The 18,340-nt window shown below is 72.9% G+C and carries 16 protein-coding genes; 13 read left to right on the forward strand and 3 right to left on the reverse strand.

The features are described from left to right. Positions 1-19: 19 nt before the first annotated feature. Both AB0E07_RS33270 and AB0E07_RS33275 read right to left on the reverse strand, forming a co-directional pair. Positions 20-1,033, reverse strand: a complete 1,014-nt coding sequence (locus tag AB0E07_RS33270; protein WP_362260469.1) for a 2-oxoacid:ferredoxin oxidoreductase subunit beta — start codon at positions 1,031-1,033, stop codon at positions 20-22. Continuing rightward, the gene (locus AB0E07_RS33275) at positions 1,023-2,906 is read right to left on the reverse strand and encodes a 2-oxoacid:acceptor oxidoreductase subunit alpha (RefSeq protein ID WP_362260511.1); all 1,884 of its coding nucleotides are present in this window, start codon (positions 2,904-2,906) and stop codon (positions 1,023-1,025) included. Before AB0E07_RS33275 ends, AB0E07_RS33270 begins: the two co-directional genes overlap by 11 nt. 220 nt (positions 2,907-3,126) lie before the next feature. Between AB0E07_RS33275 and AB0E07_RS33280 the strand changes: the two genes are divergently transcribed. From AB0E07_RS33280 to AB0E07_RS33325, 10 genes are all read left to right on the forward strand, one after another. Further along, the gene (locus tag AB0E07_RS33280; RefSeq protein WP_362260471.1) at positions 3,127-4,386 is read left to right on the forward strand and encodes a beta-ketoacyl-[acyl-carrier-protein] synthase family protein; all 1,260 of its coding nucleotides are present in this window, start codon (positions 3,127-3,129) and stop codon (positions 4,384-4,386) included. Then, positions 4,383-5,609: a beta-ketoacyl synthase N-terminal-like domain-containing protein gene (locus AB0E07_RS33285; protein WP_362260473.1), complete on the forward strand. Its 1,227-nt coding sequence runs from the start codon at positions 4,383-4,385 to the stop codon at positions 5,607-5,609. Before AB0E07_RS33280 ends, AB0E07_RS33285 begins: the two co-directional genes overlap by 4 nt. Positions 5,610-5,718: 109 nt before the next feature. Continuing rightward, positions 5,719-6,600 carry an aromatase/cyclase gene (locus tag AB0E07_RS33290; protein WP_362260475.1) on the forward strand — a complete coding sequence of 294 codons (882 nt, stop codon included), beginning with the start codon at positions 5,719-5,721 and terminating at the stop codon, positions 6,598-6,600. Positions 6,601-7,014: 414 nt separating this feature from the next. Next, positions 7,015-8,580: an acyl-CoA carboxylase subunit beta gene (locus AB0E07_RS33295; protein WP_362260477.1), complete on the forward strand. Its 1,566-nt coding sequence runs from the start codon at positions 7,015-7,017 to the stop codon at positions 8,578-8,580. Between the two features lie 2 nt (positions 8,581-8,582). Further along, positions 8,583-8,810 (forward strand): acyl-CoA carboxylase subunit epsilon, encoded by a 228-nt coding sequence (locus tag AB0E07_RS33300; protein ID WP_362260479.1) that lies wholly within the window; start codon positions 8,583-8,585, stop codon positions 8,808-8,810. Then, positions 8,807-9,742: an MBL fold metallo-hydrolase gene (locus AB0E07_RS33305; protein ID WP_362260481.1), complete on the forward strand. Its 936-nt coding sequence runs from the start codon at positions 8,807-8,809 to the stop codon at positions 9,740-9,742. The genes AB0E07_RS33300 and AB0E07_RS33305 overlap by 4 nt, the downstream gene beginning before the upstream one ends. Before the next feature lie 111 nt (positions 9,743-9,853). Then, complete coding sequence (locus AB0E07_RS33310) at positions 9,854-10,243, forward strand: cell division protein SepF (RefSeq protein WP_362260513.1); 390 nt, start codon at positions 9,854-9,856, stop codon at positions 10,241-10,243. Between the two features lie 79 nt (positions 10,244-10,322). Continuing rightward, positions 10,323-11,498 carry an ATP-binding protein gene (locus tag AB0E07_RS33315; RefSeq protein WP_362260483.1) on the forward strand — a complete coding sequence of 392 codons (1,176 nt, stop codon included), beginning with the start codon at positions 10,323-10,325 and terminating at the stop codon, positions 11,496-11,498. After that, positions 11,495-11,821 (forward strand): nucleotide pyrophosphohydrolase, encoded by a 327-nt coding sequence (locus AB0E07_RS33320; RefSeq protein WP_362260485.1) that lies wholly within the window; start codon positions 11,495-11,497, stop codon positions 11,819-11,821. Before AB0E07_RS33315 ends, AB0E07_RS33320 begins: the two co-directional genes overlap by 4 nt. A 191-nt stretch (positions 11,822-12,012) precedes the next feature. Next, on the forward strand, positions 12,013-12,495 hold the full coding sequence (locus tag AB0E07_RS33325; RefSeq protein WP_362260487.1) for a DUF6099 family protein: 483 nt from the start codon (positions 12,013-12,015) through the stop codon (positions 12,493-12,495). Positions 12,496-12,688: 193 nt separating this feature from the next. On the opposite strand, the gene AB0E07_RS33330 is transcribed toward AB0E07_RS33325, so the two are convergent. Continuing rightward, complete coding sequence (locus AB0E07_RS33330) at positions 12,689-12,877, reverse strand: hypothetical protein (RefSeq protein ID WP_362260489.1); 189 nt, start codon at positions 12,875-12,877, stop codon at positions 12,689-12,691. 244 nt (positions 12,878-13,121) lie between these two features. Between AB0E07_RS33330 and AB0E07_RS33335 the strand changes: the two genes are divergently transcribed. The 3 genes from AB0E07_RS33335 to AB0E07_RS33345 all read left to right on the forward strand — a co-directional run bounded on the left by AB0E07_RS33335 (position 13,122) and on the right by AB0E07_RS33345 (position 18,274). Next, positions 13,122-14,045, forward strand: a complete 924-nt coding sequence (locus tag AB0E07_RS33335) for an LLM class F420-dependent oxidoreductase (RefSeq protein WP_362260491.1) — start codon at positions 13,122-13,124, stop codon at positions 14,043-14,045. A gap of 162 nt (positions 14,046-14,207) precedes the next feature. Continuing rightward, positions 14,208-15,740 (forward strand): 3' terminal RNA ribose 2'-O-methyltransferase Hen1, encoded by a 1,533-nt coding sequence (locus tag AB0E07_RS33340; RefSeq protein WP_362260493.1) that lies wholly within the window; start codon positions 14,208-14,210, stop codon positions 15,738-15,740. Continuing rightward, positions 15,737-18,274, forward strand: a complete 2,538-nt coding sequence (locus AB0E07_RS33345) for a polynucleotide kinase-phosphatase (protein ID WP_362260495.1) — start codon at positions 15,737-15,739, stop codon at positions 18,272-18,274. The genes AB0E07_RS33340 and AB0E07_RS33345 overlap by 4 nt, the downstream gene beginning before the upstream one ends. Positions 18,275-18,340: the final 66 nt, after the last annotated feature.

The raw sequence follows: 18,340 nt of genomic DNA on the forward strand, positions 1-18,340 counted from the left end.
GGGCGGGACGGGAGCCGGGTCAGCGGCTCCAGGTGTCGCTTCCGGCGAGGACGGCCGCGAGGTCGCCCTTGCCGTTCTGCTCGACGGCCGCGTCCAGTTGGTCGGCCATCGTCGTGTCGTAGACCGCCCGTTCGACGTCCCGGAAGACACCGATCGGGGTGTGGTGCAGCGTGTCCGGGTCGGCCAGCCGGGACAGGGCGAAGGCCGTGGTGGGGGAGGCGGCGTGGGCGTCGTGGACGAGGATCCGGTCCTCGTTGTCCGGCGTCACCTCGACCACCGCCAGATCCCCGGTGGCCGGGTCGCGCACGACGCCCTTGGCGCCGTCCGTCCCGAACCGGATCGGCCGGCCGTGCTCCAGCCGGATCACCGACTCCTGCGCCCGCTCCTTGTCCTTGAGGACCTCGAAGGCGCCGTCGTTGAAGATGTTGCAGTTCTGGTAGATCTCCACCAGCGCGGTGCCCGGATGGCGGTGCGCCGCCCGCAGCACCTCGGTGAGGTGCTTGCGGTCGGAGTCCACGGTGCGGGCGACGAAGGACGCCTCCGCGCCGACGGCCAGCGACACCGGGTTGAACGGCGCGTCCAGCGAGCCCATCGGCGTCGACTTGGTGACCTTCCCGACCTCGCTGGTGGGGGAGTACTGGCCCTTGGTCAGGCCGTAGATCCGGTTGTTGAACAGCAGGATCTTGAGGTTGACGTTCCGGCGCAGGGCGTGGATGAGGTGGTTGCCGCCGATGGACAGCGCGTCGCCGTCCCCGGTCACCACCCACACCGACAGATCGGGCCGGGTCACGGCCAGCCCGGTGGCGATGGCGGGAGCGCGGCCGTGGATGGAGTGCATGCCGTAGGTGTTCATGTAGTACGGGAAGCGCGAGGAACAGCCGATCCCGGAGATGAAGACGATGTTCTCGCGGGCCACCCCGACCTCGGGCATGAAGCCCTGCACGGCCGAGAGGATCGCGTAGTCACCGCACCCCGGGCACCAGCGGACCTCCTGGTCGGACTTGAAGTCACGCGCCGTCAGTTCAAGCGGCATGGATCTCCTCCTTGAGAACCGCGGCGAGTTGCTCGGCCTTGAAGGGCATGCCGCTCACCTGCGTGTGGCTGCGGACGTCGACGAGATAGCGGGCCCGCAGCAGCGAGGCGAGCTGGCCGAGGTTCATCTCCGGCACCACGACCCGCTCGTAACGGGCGAGGACCTCGCCGAGGTTGCGCGGGAAGGGGCTGAGGTGGCGCAGGTGCGCCTGCGCGATCGGCTCCCCGTCGGCCCGCAGCCGGCGCACGGCCGCGGTGACCGGGCCGAAGGTCGAACCCCACCCCAGCACCAGCGTGTTCGCCCCGTGCGGGTCGTCCACCTCGACGTCCGGCACCCAGATCCCGTCGATCTTCCGCTGCCGGGTGCGCACCATGAAGTCGTGGTTGGCGGGGTCGTAGGAGATGTTCCCCGTGCCGTCCTGCTTCTCGATGCCGCCGACGCGGTGCTCAAGCCCCGGCGTCCCCGGGATCGCCCAGGGCCGCGCCAGGGTCAGCGGGTCGCGCTTGTACGGCCAGAAGACCTCGGTGCCGTCCTCCAGCACGTGGTTGGGCCCGTCCGCGAAGTCCACCCGCAGATCGGGCAGTTCGTGCTGCTCCGGGATCCGCCACGGCTCGGCCCCGTTGGCCAGGTAGCCGTCGGAGAGCAGATACACCGGGGTGCGGTAGGTCAGCGCGATCCGGACCGCCTCCAGGGCCGCGTCGAAGCAGTCCGCCGGGGTCCGCGGCGCCACGATCGGCACCGGGGCCTCGCCGTTGCGGCCGTACATCGTCTGGAGCAGGTCGGCCTGCTCGGTCTTGGTCGGCAGACCCGTCGAAGGCCCGCCGCGCTGGATGTCCACGATGACCATCGGCAGTTCCAGCGCCACGGCCAGCCCGATCGTCTCGCCCTTGAGCGCCATACCGGGACCGGAGTTGGAGGTCACCGCGAGCGAGCCGCCGAACGCCGCGCCCAGCGCCGCACCCGCCGCCGCGATCTCGTCCTCGGCCTGGAAGGTGCGCACCCCGAAGTTCTTGTGCCGGCTCAGCTCGTGCAGGATGTCGGAGGCCGGGGTGATGGGGTACGAGCCCAGGAACAGCGGCAGATCCGCCTGCCGTGAGGCGGCCAGCAGCCCGTAGGACAGCGCCAGGTTGCCGGAGATGTTGCGGTAGGTGCCGGACGGGAAGGCGTCGGCGGCCGGGGCGATCTCGTAGGAGACCGCGAAGTCCTCCGTCGTCTCACCGAAGTTCCAGCCCGCCTTGAACGCGGCGATGTTCGCCTCGGCGATCTGCGGCTTCTTCGCGAACTTCGACCGCAGGAACCGCTCCGTGCCCTCGGTGGGCCGGTGGTACATCCAGGACAGCAGACCGAGCGCGAACATGTTCTTCGCGCGCTGGGCCTCCTTGCGGGTCAGCCCGAACTCCTTCAGCGCCTCGACGGTGAGGCTGGTCAGCGGCACCGGGTGCAGCCGGTACCCCTGCAGGGAGTCGTCCTCCAGCGGCGAGCGCTCGTAACCGGCCTTGGCCAGCGCGCGGGAGTCGAACTCGTCGCTGTTGACGAGGAGTTCACCGCCCGCGCGCAGATCCGCCAGGTTGGTCCGCAGCGCCGCGGGGTTCATCGCCACCAGCACGTCCACGGCGTCGCCGGGCGTGAGGATGTCGTGGTCCGCGAAGTGCAGCTGGAACGAGGAGACGCCGCCCAGGGTGCCGGCGGGGGCGCGGATCTCGGCGGGGAAGTTCGGCAGCGTCGAAAGGTCGTTGCCGAACGACGCCGTCTCCGACGTGAACCGGTCACCCGTCAGCTGCATACCGTCTCCGGAGTCACCCGCGAACCGGATGACCACACGGGACAGCCGCTCGGTCCGCGAGGAGGCGTCCGAGGCCGCCGGTGGATGGATGCTGGGGTGAGGAACTGCAGTCACCGAGCCTCTGCCTCTCTCTCGGGGGGTGCCCACGGCGGTTGCAGTCTGGGTACGCCGCCTAGAGGGGTGGTCAAGAAGCGGTGCACCGGGGAAGGCGGTGCCGACCGGCGCACCTCGGCCATCGCCGGACCGACCCCCGCGCCCGCCCCGGCACAGCTCCACTGCCGCTTGAGCGTGCGCACCGACCATCGGCCGCATGACCCGACGCGCAGTGATCACAGGGCTGGGTGTGGTCGCCCCCGGAGGCATCGGCACCAAGGACTACTGGGCGCTGCTGACCGGCGGCCGGGCCGCGACCCGCCACATCACCTTCTTCGACGCCTCCGGCTACCGCTCCCGGGTCGCCGCCGAGGTCGACTTCGACCCCGCGGCCGCCGGGCTCGGCCTCCGGGAGATCCACCGGATGGACCGCTCGGCCCAGTTCGCCGTGGTGAGCGCCTGGGAGGCGGTCGCCGACAGCGGTCTCGCCCTCGGCGGGCTCGACCCGCTGCGCACCGGCGTCAGCATCGGCAGCGCGGTCGGCGCGGCCACCAGCCTGGACGCCGCCTACCCGCTGCTCAGCGACGAGGGCCGCGAATGGCGCACCGACACCACCTACGCCGTACCGCAGTTGTACGACTACATGGTGCCCAGCGCGCTCGCCCGCGAAGTCGCCTGGACCGTCGCCGCCCAGGGACCCGTCGCCCTGGTCTCCACCGGCTGCACCTCGGGACTCGACGCCATCGGCCACGCCGCCGGCATCATCGCGGAGGGGTCCGCCGACATCATGCTGGCCGGGGCCGCCGAGGCACCCGTGTGCGCCATCACCGCCGCCTCCTTCGACGCCATCAAGGCCACCACCCCCTACGAGGGCGACGACCCGTCCGAGGCGTGCCGCCCCTTCGACCTCCATCGGGACGGATTCGTGCTCGGCGAGGGCGGCGCCGTCCTGGTCCTGGAGGAGAAGGAGCACGCCCGCCGCCGCGGCGCGCACGTCTACGCCGAGATCGCCGGGTTCGCCACCCGCGGCAACGCCTACCACATGACGGGGCTGCGCTCCGACGGCACCGAGCTGGCCGCCGCGGTCGCCGCCGCCCTCGACGAGGCCCGGCTGCCCGTCGACGCCGTCGACTACGTCAACGCGCACGGCTCCGGGACCCGGCAGAACGACGTCCACGAGACCGCCGCGCTGAAGAAGGCCCTCGGCACCCACGCCCACGACGTGCCGGTCAGCTCCATCAAGTCGATGATCGGCCACTCGCTGGGCGCCATCGGCTCCCTGGAGGCGGCCGCCTGCGCCCTGGCCCTGGAGCACGGAGCCGTCCCGCCCACCGCGAACCTCCACACCCCGGACCCGGAATGCGATCTCGACTACGTGCCCTTGACCGCGCGGGCTCAGCCCCTCGACACGGTCCTCAGCGTGGGCAGTGGCTTCGGTGGCCTCCAGAGCGCCCTCGTCCTGAGGAAGCCCGCATGAGCGCCGAGGCCGCCGCCGCACCGCCCGCCCGGATCCGCGCGGCCGTCACCGGACTCGGCGTCGTCGCACCCAACGGCGTCGGCACCCGCGCCTGGTGGCAGGCCACCCTGCGCGGGGTCAGCGCCCTGCGCCCGGCCCGGGACGCCCCCGTCGACCGCACCCCGGTCGCCGGAGAGGTCACCTCCTTCGTTCCCGAACACCACGTGCCCAGCCGGCTGCTGCCGCAGACCGCCCGCTTCACCCGGCTGGCGCTGGCCGCCGCCGCCGAGGCCCTGGACGACGCGGCCGTCGACCCGGCCGCCCTGGAGGAGTTCGGCACCGGAGTGTTCACCGCCAGCTCGGCCGGCGGCTACGAGTTCGGGCAGCACGAGATGGGCGCCCTGTGGCGCACCGGCAGCGACAGCGTCAGCGCGTACCAGTCCTTCGCCTGGTTCTACGCGGCCTGCACCGGCCAGGTCTCCATCCGGCACGGACTGCGCGGCGCCAGCGGCACCCTCGTCACCGAGCAGTGCGGCGGCCTGGACGCGGTCGGGCAGGCCCGGCGCCTCCTCGGCGACGACACCCGGGTGCTGCTGGCCGGCGGCTCCGACGCGGCACTGTGCCCGCTGGGCTGGGCCGGGCACCTCGCCACCGGCCGGGTCAGCCCCGTCGGCCACCCGGCCCGCGCCTACCTGCCCTTCCACGCCGACGCCTCCGGCTACGTCCCCGGCGAGGGCGCCGCCTACGTCGTCCTGGAGGAACGCGCGGCCGCCGAGGCACGGGGCGCGGAGGTCCTCGGCGAGGTCGCCGGGTACGCGGCCGCCTTCGACCCGCCGACCGGACCCGGCAACCTCGGCCGGGCCGCCCGCCTCGCCCTGGACGACGCGGGCCTCGCCGTCGGCGACATCGACGCGGTCTTCGCCGACGCCTCCGGGGTGCCCGCCCTGGACGAGGCCGAGGCCCAGGTGATCGGCGACCTCTTCGGACCGTACGGAGTGCCGGTCGCCGTCCCCAAGACGATGACCGGACGGATCGGCGCCGGCGGCTCCACGCTCGACCTGGTGGCGGCCCTGCTGGCGCTGCGCGACGGAGTGCTGCCGCCCGCCGCGCACGTGGACCGGCCCAAGGACGGCTGGCACCTCGACCTGGTCACCGGCGCGCCCCGCTCGGTCGACCTGCGTGCCGTGCTGGTGCTGGCCCGCGGACACGGCGGATTCAACTCGGCCGCCGTGGTGGTGGCTTGACGCTCCGCCCGGCACGACGGGGCGACGGGCACACCCGCACGCCCCGGGCCGTCCAAGTCCGTGGCGGCCCGGGAAGCCACCGACCGACCCGGACAGGGAGGGGACCGGCATGCCGAACACCGTTCACACCACGCGGATCGCCGCACCCGCGCGAGCCGTTCACGCGCTGATCGCCGATGTGACCGTCTGGCCGCTGATGTTCGAGCCGAACATCCACACCGAGTACGTCGAGGGCAGCCGCGCCGAGGGGCGGGAACGGATCCGCATCTGGGCGTTCGCGGGCTCCGAGATCCGCAGCTGGACCTCCGAGCGGGTCCTCGACCCGCACGCGCTGACCGTCGACTTCCGCCAGGACGAACCGGCCGCGCCGCTCGCGTCGATGAGCGGACGCTGGCTGGCGAAGGACATCGGCGGCGATGAGACGCTGCTCGAACTCCACCACGAGTTCGAGGCGTTCGAGGACGAGCACTTCGTGCTGCACGCCCTGCACCAGAACAGTCCGGTGGAGCTGGCCGGGGTGCGGATCGCCGCGGAGAATCCCAGGGCGCCCTACACCTTCGAGGACAGGCTGCGCATCGAGGCGCCGCCCGAGGCCGTGTTCGGCTTCCTGTACGCCGCCGACCGCTGGCCCGAGCGGCTGCCGCACGTGGCGTCACTGGACCTCACGGAGGCCGGGCCCGGCGTTCAGCGGATGGTCATGGAGACCCGCGGTCCCGACGGGGCGCTGCACCGGAGCGAGTCGGTGCGGGTGTGCCGGCCCGAGGCCGGGAGCATCGCGTACAAGCAGGTCCGTACGGCCACCGTGCTGGTCGCGCACACCGGGGAGTGGCGGCTTCGGGCACTGCCGGACGGTACGACGCTCGCCACGTCGCGGCACAGTGTGATCCTCGCGGATCCCAGGGCGCGGGAGACGGTGCGGGACGCGTTGGGGGCGAACAGTCGGGCGACGCTGCGGCGGGCGAAGGAGTTCGCGGAGACGCGGGTGCGGTGAGTTTTTCGGGGGTGGGGGCGGTGGGGGCGGGGGTGTGTGTCGTCCGCGGCGCCGTCGTGGGCGGTCGCGCAGTTCCCCGCGCCCCTTTGGGGAGTGCGCGTTGTTGGTCGGGTGCGGGTCTGTTGTGGCTGGTCGCGCAGTTCCTCGCGCCCCTATGGGGTCGGTCGCGTCGGTGCCCGCGCCCCTATGGGGGCGTGTCCCTCATGGCTGCTGTGCGGGTCGAGTGCGGTTCGACGGCTGAGTGAGCGGGGCCTGCCACGATCCGGGCCGCACCCCGCGCGGCGGGCTCCGCGGCGGGGGAGCGCGGGCCTTCAGCCCGGCTCCACCCGCGCTCCAGCCCAGCGACGCACTCTGTCGCCCACGCGTTCCGAGAACGGGCTGAACAAGCCTCTTGACGACCTGTGAGGAGCGTCAATGGACCGCCTTACACCTCCACTCCGGGAACGGACGGCCGAACTCCACGAACTGCGCGAGTCGGTGCGCCGCGGTCCCTCCGAGCGGGCGACCCAGGCACAGCACGCCAAGGGGAAGCTGACCGCACGCGAACGGATCGACCTGCTCTTCGACCGGGGCACCTTCACCGAGACCGAGGGACTGCGCCGGCACCGCGCCACCGGCTTCGGCCTGGAGGCCCGCCGCCCGCACACCGACGGCGTGATCACCGGCTGGGGCAAGGTCAACGGCCGCACCGCCTTCGTCTACGCCCACGACTTCCGCATCTTCGGCGGTGCCCTCGGCGAGGCGCACGCGCAGAAGATCCACAAGCTGATGGACCTCGCGACCGCCGCCGGAGCACCGGTGATCGGCCTGTGCGACGGCGCCGGCGCCCGTATCCAGGAGGGCGTCACCGCGCTCGCCGGCTACGGCGGCATCTTCTCCCGCAATGTGCGCAACTCCGGGGTCATCCCGCAGATCAGCGTCATCATGGGCCCCTGCGCGGGCGGCGCCGCCTACTCCCCGGCGCTCACCGACTTCGTGTTCATGGTGCGCGGCACCTCGCAGATGTTCATCACCGGCCCCGACGTCGTCCAGGCGGTGACCGGCGAGGAGATCACCATGGACGGGCTCGGCGGCGCCGACCCGCACTCCACCTCCTCCGGCGTCGCCCACGCGGTCTTCGACGACGAGGAGGAGTGCCTGGAGAACGTCCGCTTCCTGCTCTCCCTGCTGCCCGCCAACAACCGTGAACCCGCCCCGGCCGTCGCCGAGTCCGACCCCGCCGACCGCTCCACCGAGGCGCTGCTCGACATGGTCCCGGCCGACCCGCGCGCCTCCTACGACGTCCGCGACGTCATCGAGGAGATCGTCGACGACGGCTTCCTGTTCGAGGTGCACGAGCACTGGGCGCGCAACGTGGTGTGCGCGCTGGTCCGGATGGGCGGCGACGTCACCGGCGTCGTCGCCAACCAGCCCATGGTGCAGGCCGGCGCCCTCGACATCGCGGCCTCCGAGAAGGCGGCGCGGTTCGTGCGGTTCTGCGACTCCTTCAACATCCCGCTGCTCACCCTGGTGGACGTCCCCGGGTTCCTGCCGGGCGTGGGCCAGGAGCACGGCGGCATCATCCGGCACGGCGCCAAGCTGCTGTACGCGTACTGCGACGCGACCGTGCCCCGGGTCCAGCTGATCATGCGCAAGGCGTACGGCGGCGCCTACATCGTCATGGACTCCCGGTCCATCGGCTGCGACGTGTCCTTCGCCTGGCCGTCCAACGAGATCGCGGTGATGGGCGCCGAGGGCGCCGCCAACGTGGTCTTCCGGCGCGAGATCGCCGCCTCGGACGACCCGGAGGCCACCCGCGAGCAGCTGGTGAAGGAGTACCGCTCGGAGCTGATGCATCCCTACTACGCCGCCGAACGCGGCCTGGTGGACGATGTGATCGACCCCGCCCGCACCCGGGCCCGGCTGATCGACGCCCTGCGCACCCTGCGCCGCAAGCACGCCGACCGACCCTCCCGCAAGCACGGGAACCAGCCCCAGTGAGCGTGGCCGAGCCTGAGGACCGGGTGATACGAGTGCTACGAGGCGAACCGACACCGGAGGAACTCTCCGCCCTGCTCACCGTGTTGCTGGCGATGTCCGCCGGCCGGGGCGAGGAGGGAGAGGTGGAACCCCTGCCCTTCCAGCCGCCGGCCGTGGCCTGGACCCGGTCCGGCGGGGGAGGGACGAGCTGGGCCGCACCGGGGTACCCGTACTGGGCGGCGCAGTCATGACGGCCCCGCCCGGCACGGCACTGCGGCCGGAGCTGGCCGAGGTCGCCGACGGCGTGTACGCCTGGCTCCAGCCCGACGGGGGCTGGTGCCTCAACAACGCCGGAGTGATCACCGGCGGCGAGGGCGGCCCGGTCCTCGTCGACACGGCGCCCACGGCCGCGCGGGCGGCGGCGCTGCGGGACGCCGTGCGGGGGCTGGGCCGCGGACCGGCCCGGGTGGTCGTCAACACGCACTTCCACGGCGACCACACCCACGGCAACGCCGCGTTCGGCGAGGCCGTCCTGGTGGCGCACGCCGGGGCCCGGGCCGAGATGGCCGACAACGGCCTCGCCCTGACCGGGATCTGGCCGGAGGTGGCCTGGGGAGAGCTGTCGGTCCGGCTGCCGGACCTCACCTTCCTCGACGAGCTGACACTCCATCAGGGCGACCGGGAGATCCGGCTGTTCCACCCGGGCCCGGCACACACCGAGCACGACGTGGTGGTGTGGCTGCCCGCCGAACGGGTCCTGTTCACCGGGGACATCGCGATGGCGGGCACCTCGCCCTTCGTCCTGATGGGCTCGGTCTCCGGCTCGCTGGCGGTCCTCGCCCGGCTGCGCGCCCTCCGCCCGCGCACCGTGGTCTGCGGCCACGGTCCGGTGCGCGGCCCGGAGGTGCTGGACGAGAACGTGGAGTACCTGCGCTGGATCCAGCGGGTGGCCGCCGAGGGCAGGGCGCAGCGGCTCACCCCGCTGGCGGCCGCCAGGGAGGCGGGCCGGGGTTCCTTCACCCATCTGCGGGAGTTCGAACGCGTGGTGGGCAATCTGCACCGCGCCTACGCCGAACTCGACGAACGCGAGGCCATCGCCTCCGGCCGCACGCTGGACGTGGCCGAGGCGTTCGGCGAGATGATCACGTACAACGGCGGTGTCCTGCCGGCCTGCCACGCCTGACCGGAGCGGTTCCGGGGTCGCGGTCCGTGTCGCTGTTGGGCCGAACGGGTGACTTGGAGTAAGAATTGGCTGGTGCAGGCATTCAGTACCAGTCAGTTCGGGGGGAACCCGGTGAACCGCTACGACGTCACCGATGAACAGTGGGAGGGGCTCGCCCAGGTCGTACCGTTGCGCGGCCGGGACGCCTGGCCGTCCGCCGTGGACCACCGCTCGATGCCCGAGGCGGCGACGGAACCGCGCCGGCGCTTCGTCGTCCTGCGGGTCAACGTCTTCGGCGACGCCCGTGAGGTCGCCGAGACGCTGATGGCCGGGATTCCGGTGCTGCTCGACCTGACGGGCGCGGAGACCGAGGTCGCCAAACGCGTCCTCGACTTCAGCACCGGTGTGGTCTTCGGGCTGTCCAGCGGGATGCACCGCGTCGACCGCAACGTGTTCCTGCTGACCCCGCACGGCACCGAGGTCAGCGGAATCATGGAGGGCGCGGGCGTCCCCGGCACCTGAGCCCGCGCCCGTACCCCGTTCGTAGGAAGGTCACGGCGACGGAACGGTTCGTCCGTCGCCGGAGTCCTACCGTCCGGATATGGCCGCGCCTTCCTCGCCCTTATCCTCGGTCCCCGCACCGGCCGCGCCCGCCGCCGGTTCGTCCGACCGTCCCCACGTCACCGAGCTGCGGCTGTCCGCCTTCGCCGGGCACCGCCGGGTCGCGCTGCCCTTCGGGCCGTTCACCCTGCTCGCCGGGGACAGCGGCAGCGGCAAGACCAGCGCGCTGCGGGCGTACGAGGCACTGGCCCGGCTCGGCGGGGGCGCCGAACTCGCGGAGGTGTTCCCGGATCCGGTCGGCTGCGTCCCCGAGGGCGCCCGGCCCGACGCCCAGCGCCGCCGCGGCTTCCGCATCGGCTGCACCGCCGACGGCCCCGAGGGCCCGGTCCGGCTCGACGTCGCCGTACAGGCCGAACCGGACCTGCGGATCGTCGGGGAACGGCTCACCGCCGGCGGGGTGACCCTCCTGGAGACCGCCCTCAGGGACCCCGGCCGACGGACCGTGCAGGCCGCCTGGCACACCGCCGGAGCGGCGCCCGTGACCCGCGCCCCGCTCCCGGACGACCGCCTCGGAACGGCCCTGCTGCCGCTGCGGGTGGCCGGGAAGACACCCGGGCAGCGGCGTGTCCTCGCCGCCGCGGAGCAGACGGTCGTCGCCCTGCGCTCGGTCTTCGCCTGCGATCCCCGCCCCGACCGGATGCGGTACCCCGTCCCCACCGGCTCCGGCCGTCTCCTCGGCGGCTGCGACAACCTGGCCGACGTCGTCCGGCGCACCCGGGTCGAATGCGCCCGCCGCCACCAGTTGCTCGTCGCCGCGGTGGGCGCCGGATGCCGGGGGACCGTCACCGACGTCCTCGCCGCCCCGCTCGGCGACGGCACCGTCCGGGGCGTCCTGGACCGCGGCGACGGCACCCGCACGGAGTTCGGCCGCCTCGGCGACGGCGAACTGCGCTACCTCGCGCTCGCCCTGGTCCTGCTCACCGGCCCCGGTGTGCTGGCGCTCGACGAGCCCGGCGAGGTACCGCCCGCGATGCGCACCCTCACCGTCCTGACCGACGGCCTGGAACGCGCCCTGGACCCGCGTCAGCGCGCGGAACTGCTCGGCCTCGGGGCGCGGATGTGCGAACGCGGCCACATCCGGATCGTCGGCACGGTCGGCGACGCGTCCTGGGCCGAGGGGGCGCCCGGCGTCACGGTGGTACACCTGAACCCGTGACCGAACCCCTTGACGTGGCTCATCTCCAGCGCAGACTCGCCGAGTTCGCGGCGGCGCGCGACTGGCAGCCGTTCCACACGCCCAAGAACCTCGCCTCCGCGCTCAGCGTGGAGGCCTCCGAACTGGTCGAGATCTTCCAGTGGCTGACGCCGGAGGAGTCGAAGCGGGTGATGTCCGACCCGGACACCGCGCACCGCGTCACCGACGAGGTCGCCGACGTGCTGGCCTACCTGCTCCAACTGTGCGAGGTCCTGGACATCGACGCGCTGGCGGCGCTGGACGCGAAGATCGACCGCAACGAACGGCGGTTCCCGGCGCCGTAACCACGCACACCGGGGGAGCGGGTCGATCCACTTTCACGTTCCGTGTTCGTTCAGCCGCCCGAAACCGATTTGTTGTCCACAGATTTCCGCCTTCCTCTGGCTTTTCGCCTCACACAAGCTCACTCTGGGTAGTGAACAACGGAGTTCGGGCGGACGTGCCGAGGGCGCGTCGGACAAGACGGGGGCAGCGCATGGAAGCGGTGCGGCTCATCGTGACGAGCAGACGCGCCCTGGCGGGCAGCGACCGCGCGCCGGAGATCATGACGGAGGTCTGGCAGGCACAGGCCCTGGCCCAGGCGATAGGCAGCCGGCTCGCGGTCTTCGGCCCGCCCGAACTGCGCGGCGAGGCTCTCGGGCTGACCGAACTCGCGGGCCGCGGCTGCGGAGTACTGGACACGCCCGCGCTGGACACCAAGGACCTGCGCGCGGCCCAGCTCGGCGACCTGGGCGACGCCCGGCAGACCCTGCTGTACCTGGGGGGACTGCTCGGCGAGGTCGGCATCGCCCTCGTCGGCCTGGCCAGCGCGGCGGACGACGAGGGTACCTACTGGCAGTGCATGGAGGCCATCGACGCCGCCGACGAGTCCCGCGACCGGGTCCTGGAGATGCTCCGCAGACTCGCCGACCGGGACCGGGATCAGCCGCTGCGCGAGGAGAGACGAGAAGCAGGCTGACCCCCGACACCGACCCCGGCCCTTGGCGTCGGCCCCGGCCCCCGGCGTCGGCCCCGGCCCCCGGCGTCGGCCCCGGACTGCCGCCGGCTCCGGACTGCGACGCCGACGCCGGCTCCGGCGCCCCGACGTCAGCCCCCGGCCCCGGCCCCGGCCCCGGCGCTGGCCCCCGGCCCCGGCGCTGGCCCCCGGCGCCTCAGTCGCCGTCCGCCGACCCCGCCCCGACACCCCGGCGCCCCGGCTGGAGATCGGCGTCCAGCGCTGACAGATCCGCGTTCAGCGCCGCCATCAGCTCCTCCATCTGCTGGAGCAGGCCCTTCGGCGGGCCGGAAGCGCCCTGGGCGCCCCCGGCCCCGCCCTGCTGCGGCACGGACTCTTCGGACATGACGGCCTCCTCGGCCCCCGGCCCCGGACAGGGCGGCCGGCACACCTGACACCCCGGGCCGCGGGCGGACCGGTGGCGGGGCCGGGCGGTCCGGCTCCGCCCGAGCCAACGATCACCGTCACAGGGAGTCACTTGACGAAGCCCGCCCCGGGGACCGCCGTTGACGATTTTCACCCGACCGTGGCGGGGCGGTCCCGGAGGGACCAGTGGGGTTGACCGCCGCCCGACCGTGCAGGATGGAGGTATGGATCTTCGCATCTTCACCGAGCCCCAGCAGGGGGCCACCTACGACACCTTGCTCACCGTGGCGAAGGCCACCGAGGACCTCGGGTTCGACGCCTTCTTCCGCTCGGACCACTATCTGAAGATGGGCTCGGTGGACGGTCTGCCCGGACCCACCGACGCCTGGATCACCCTCGCCGGACTCGCCCGCGAGACCAAGCGCATCCGGCTGGGCACCCTGATGACCGCGGGCACCTTCCGCCTGCCCGGCGTGCTCGCCATCCAGGTCGCCCAGGTCGACCAGATGTCCGGCGGCCGCGTCGAACTCGGCCTCGGCGCGGGCTGGTTCGAGGAGGAGCACAAGGCGTACGGCATCCCCTTCCCGAAGGAGAAGTTCGCGCGCCTGGAGGAGCAGCTGGCCATCGTCACCGGGCTGTGGGCCACCGAGCCCGGCAAGACCTTCGACTTCCACGGCACCCACTACGACCTCACCGGCTCGCCCGCCCTGCCCAAGCCCGCGCAGGCCAGGATCCCGGTGCTCATCGGCGGCCACGGCGCGACCCGCACCCCGCGCCTCGCCGGCCAGTACGCCGACGAGTTCAACATGCCCTTCGCCGGGGTCGAGGACAGCGAGCGCCAGTTCGCCCGGGTCCGGGCGGCCGCCGAGGCGGCCGGCCGCGGCCCCGACGCCCTGACCTACTCCAACGCCCTGGTAGTCTGCGTCGGCAAGGACGACGCCGAGGTCGCCCGCCGGGCCGCCGCCATCGGCCGCGAGGTGCCCGAGCTGAAGGCGAACGGTCTGGCCGGCTCCCCGGCCGAGGTCGTCGACAAGATCGGCCGCTACGCGGAGATCGGCTCCCGCCGCATCTACCTCCAGCTCCTCGACCTCTCCGACCTCGACCACCTGGAACTGATCTCCGCCCAGGTGCAGTCGCAGCTGACGTGAGCGCCCGGGAACCGTAGGAATAAACATAGGAATAAACAAAGGCGCCGGTCGCGCGGGGTGTGCGAAGGTGTGGACGTCGTCCTGAAGGCCCCCGGGATCACCCCCTGGGGGCCTTCCCGTGCCGGGCGGCACCTCTGTCCACCACGCCTAAGAGGCCCTGCCATGTTCCTCACGATCAGTACCACCGGTACGTCCGAACGTCCCGCCACCGACCTGGGTTTCCTGCTGCACAAGCATCCCGGGAAGGCACAGACGTTCTCCACGTCCTACGGCACGGCCCACGTCCTCTACCCCGAGGCGGACGCCGAGCGCTGCACGGCGGCGCTGCTGCTGGAGGTCGACGCGGTGGCACTGGTCCGGCGCGGCAAGGGCAAGGGCCGCGGCGGCGCCCCCGACGCGGCCCTCGCGCAGTACGTCAACGACCGCCCCTACGCGGCCTCCTCGCTGCTCGCGGTGGCCCTGAGCGCGGTCTTCTCCAGCGCGATGCGGGGCGTGTGCACCGCCCGCCCGGAGCGCGCCGCCGAACCGCTCCCGCTGCGCGTCGAGGTGCCCGTGCTGCCCGCCCGCGGCGGCCCGGACCTGGTCCGGCGGCTGTTCGAGCCGCTCGGCTGGGCGGTCACCGTCGAGCCCGTCGCGCTGGACGAACAGTTCCCCGAATGGGGCGACTCGCGCTACGTACGGCTGGTGCTGGAGTCGGAGCGGCTGACCCTCGCCGCGGCCCTGCGCCACCTCTACGTCCTGCTGCCGGTGCTCGACGACGCCAAGCACTACTGGGTCTCCGAGGACGAGGTCGACAAGCTGCTGCGGGCCGGCGGGGACTGGCTGTACGACCATCCCGAGATGAAGCTGATCACCAGCCGCTATCTCTCCCGCCGCTGGTCGCTGACGCGCCGGGCGATGGAACGCCTGGAGCTGGTGCGGCTGGCCGAGACCGACGACAGCGAGGTCGAGGAGATCGACAACGCCGTCGCGGCGGAGACGGAGGACGAGGAGCGGCCGACCCCGCTGGCCGTGCAGCGCCGGGACGCGATCATCGAGGCCCTCCGGCTCTCCGGTGCCGCGCGCGTGCTCGATCTCGGCTGCGGACAGGGCCAGTTGGTGCAGGCGCTGCTCAAGGACGTCCGGTTCACCGAGATCGTGGGCGTCGACGTGTCCATGCGGGCCCTCACCATCGCCTCGCGGCGCCTGAAGCTGGACCGCATGGGGGAGCGGCAGGCATCCCGGGTCAAGCTGTTCCAGGGTTCGCTCGCCTACACCGACAACCGGCTCAAGGGGTACGACGCCGCCGTGCTCAGCGAGGTGATCGAACACCTCGACCTGCCGCGGCTGCCCGCCCTGGAGTACGCCGTCTTCGGCGCGGCCCGCCCGCGGACCGTGCTGGTGACCACCCCGAACGTCGAGTACAACGTGCGCTGGGAGTCCCTCCCGGCCGGGCACGTCCGGCACGGCGACCACCGCTTCGAATGGACCCGCGAGGAGTTCCGGACCTGGGCCGGCGCGATCGCCGCACGGCACGGCTACCACGTGGAGTTCGTCCCCGTGGGACCCGACGACCCCGAGGTCGGCCCGCCCACCCAGATGGCCGTCTTCGAACTGGGCGAAGGACGCGGCGACAACAGGAACGACCAGAGCGACCAGAGCGACCAGCGCGACGACCAGAGCGACAGGAACGACAAGGAGGAGAAGGCCGCATGACCGAGAACCAGGGGCGCACCCTGCCCGTCACCGACCTCTCCCTCGTGGTGCTCATCGGCGCCTCGGGCTCCGGCAAGTCCACCTTCGCGCGCCGCCACTTCAAGCCCACCGAGGTGCTGTCCTCCGACTTCTGCCGCGGCCTGGTCTCCGACGACGAGAACGACCAGAGCGCCACCCGGGACGCCTTCGACGTCCTGCACTACGTCGCCGGCAAGCGCCTGGCCGCCGGCCGCCGCACCGTCGTCGACGCCACCAGCGTCCAGCAGGACGCCCGGCGCCAGCTGATCGACCTGGCCAAGCAGTACGACGTGCTGCCCATCGCCATCGTGCTGGACGTGCCGGAGGAGGTGTGCGCCGAGCGCAACGCGGGCCGCACCGACCGGGCCGACATGCCCCGCCGGGTCATCCAGCGGCACACCCGCGAACTGCGCCGGTCCCTGCGCCACCTGGAGCGCGAGGGTTTCCGCAAGGTGCACGTGCTGCGCGGCGTCGAGGAGGTCGAGAACGCCGTCGTCGTCACCGAGAAGCGGTTCAACGACCTCACCCACCTGACCGGACCGTTCGACATCATCGGCGACATCCACGGCTGCTCCGCCGAACTGGAGTCGCTGCTGGCCCGGCTGGGCTACGCCGACGGCGTCCACCCCGAGGGCCGCACCGCGGTCTTCGTCGGCGACCTCGTGGACCGCGGCCCGGACAGCCCGGGTGTGCTGCGCCGGGTGATGTCCATGGTGCGCACCGGCAACGCGCTGTGCGTGCCCGGCAACCACGAGAACAAGTACGGCCGTCACCTCAAGGGCCGCAAGGTCCAGCACACCCACGGACTCGCCGAGACCGTCGCGCAGATGGAGGGCGAGAGCGAGGAGTTCCGCGCGGAGGTACGGCAGTTCATCGACGGACTGGTCAGCCACTACGTCCTCGACGGGGGGAAGCTGGTCGTGTGCCACGCCGGTCTGCCGGAGAAGTACCACGGCCGCACCTCCGGCCGGGTCCGCAGCCACGCGCTGTACGGCGACACCACCGGGGAGACCGACGAGTTCGGGCTGCCGGTGCGCTACCCGTGGGCCGAGGACTACCGGGGCCGCGCGGCCGTGGTCTACGGCCACACCCCGGTCCCCGAGGCGACCTGGCTGAACAACACCATCTGCCTGGACACCGGCGCCGTCTTCGGCGGCAAGCTCACCGCGCTGCGCTGGCCGGAGCGCGAACTGGTCGACGTACCGGCCGAGAAGGTCTGGTACGAGCCGGCGAAGCCGCTGCGCACCGAGGCGCCCGGGGGACACGACGGCCGGCCGCTGGACCTGGCGGACGTGCACGGGCGCCGGGTGGTGGAGACCCGCCACCAGGGCCGGATCTCGATCCGGGAGGAGAACGCGGCGGCGGCCCTGGAGGTCATGAGCCGTTTCGCGGTCGACCCGCGGCTGCTGCCGTACCTGCCGCCGACGATGGCGCCGACGGCCACCTCGCGGGTGGAGGGTTACCTGGAGCACCCCGAGGAGGCGTTCGCGCAGTACCGCCAGGACGGTGTCGAGCGGGTCGTGTGCGAGGAGAAGCACATGGGCTCGCGGGCCGTGGCCCTGGTCTGCCGGGACGCCGCGGCGGCACGGGAGCGGTTCGGCGTGGACGGTCCGACCGGGTCGCTGTACACCCGTACCGGCCGCCCGTTCTTCGACGACGCGTCCGTGACGGAGGCCGTCCTGGACCGGCTCCGCGCGGCGGCCGACGCGGCCGGGCTGTGGGCCGAACTGGACACGGACTGGCTGCTGCTGGACGCCGAGCTGATGCCGTGGTCGCTGAAGGCCTCCGGCCTGCTGCGCTCGCAGTACGCGGCGGTCGGCGCCGCCTCCGGCGCGGTGCTGCCCGCGGCCGTGGCGGCCCTGGAGGGCGCGGCGGCGCGCGGGATCGACGTGGCGGACCTGCTGGCGCGCCAGCGCGAACGGGCCTCGGACGCGGCCGCGTTCACGGACGCGTACCGCCGCTACTGCTGGACGACGGACGGCCTGGACGGCGTACGCCTCGCCCCGTTCCAGATCCTCGCGGTGCGCGGCCGCAGCCTCACCGGGCTCCCGCACGACGAACAACTGTCGCTGCTGGACCGGCTGGTGGAGCACGACGGCACCGGACTGCTCCGGACGACGCGCCGGCTGTACGTCGACACCGGGGACCCGGAGTCGGTGCGGGCGGGCGTGGACTGGTGGCTGGAGATGACCGGCCGCGGCGGTGAGGGCATGGTCGTCAAGCCGGTCGGCGCGCTGGTGCGCGGCACCGAGGGGCGGCTGGTCCAGCCCGGCATCAAGTGCCGGGGCCGGGAGTACCTGCGGATCATCTACGGTCCGGAGTACACCCGCCCCGACAACCTCGCCCGGCTGCGGCAGCGGTTCCTCAACCACAAGCGGTCCCTGGCGATCCGCGAGTACGCGCTCGGCCTGGAGGCCCTGGACCGGCTGGCCGGGAACGAGCCGCTGTGGCGGGTGCACGAGGCGGTGTTCGGGGTGCTGGCCCTGGAGTCGGAACCGGTCGACCCCCGGCTGTGACCGGCCGGAGTGCCCGGAGTGCCCGACGGTCGGCGCGGTCGGCACGGGCGGCGCGGTGGGCCGGGC

Source organism: Streptomyces sp. NPDC048002 (assembly GCF_040653275.1).
In the GTDB taxonomy this organism is placed as follows: domain Bacteria; phylum Actinomycetota; class Actinomycetes; order Streptomycetales; family Streptomycetaceae; genus Streptomyces.

Bases quoted from the DNA above. Each gene is read 5' to 3' on its own strand.
- AB0E07_RS33270 (WP_362260469.1), bottom strand. From the start codon at position 1,033: ATGCCGCTTGAACTGACGGCGCGTGACTTCAAGTCCGACCAGGAGGTC.
- AB0E07_RS33280 (WP_362260471.1), top strand. From the start codon at position 3,127: ATGACCCGACGCGCAGTGATCACAGGGCTGGGTGTGGTCGCCCCCGGA.
- AB0E07_RS33285 (WP_362260473.1), top strand. From the start codon at position 4,383: ATGAGCGCCGAGGCCGCCGCCGCACCGCCCGCCCGGATCCGCGCGGCC.
- AB0E07_RS33290 (WP_362260475.1), top strand. From the start codon at position 5,719: ATGCCGAACACCGTTCACACCACGCGGATCGCCGCACCCGCGCGAGCC.
- AB0E07_RS33295 (WP_362260477.1), top strand. From the start codon at position 7,015: ATGGACCGCCTTACACCTCCACTCCGGGAACGGACGGCCGAACTCCAC.
- AB0E07_RS33305 (WP_362260481.1), top strand. From the start codon at position 8,807: ATGACGGCCCCGCCCGGCACGGCACTGCGGCCGGAGCTGGCCGAGGTC.
- AB0E07_RS33315 (WP_362260483.1), top strand. From the start codon at position 10,323: ATGGCCGCGCCTTCCTCGCCCTTATCCTCGGTCCCCGCACCGGCCGCG.
- AB0E07_RS33325 (WP_362260487.1), top strand. From the start codon at position 12,013: ATGGAAGCGGTGCGGCTCATCGTGACGAGCAGACGCGCCCTGGCGGGC.
- AB0E07_RS33330 (WP_362260489.1), bottom strand. From the start codon at position 12,877: ATGTCCGAAGAGTCCGTGCCGCAGCAGGGCGGGGCCGGGGGCGCCCAG.
- AB0E07_RS33335 (WP_362260491.1), top strand. From the start codon at position 13,122: ATGGATCTTCGCATCTTCACCGAGCCCCAGCAGGGGGCCACCTACGAC.
- AB0E07_RS33340 (WP_362260493.1), top strand. From the start codon at position 14,208: ATGTTCCTCACGATCAGTACCACCGGTACGTCCGAACGTCCCGCCACC.
- AB0E07_RS33345 (WP_362260495.1), top strand. From the start codon at position 15,737: ATGACCGAGAACCAGGGGCGCACCCTGCCCGTCACCGACCTCTCCCTC.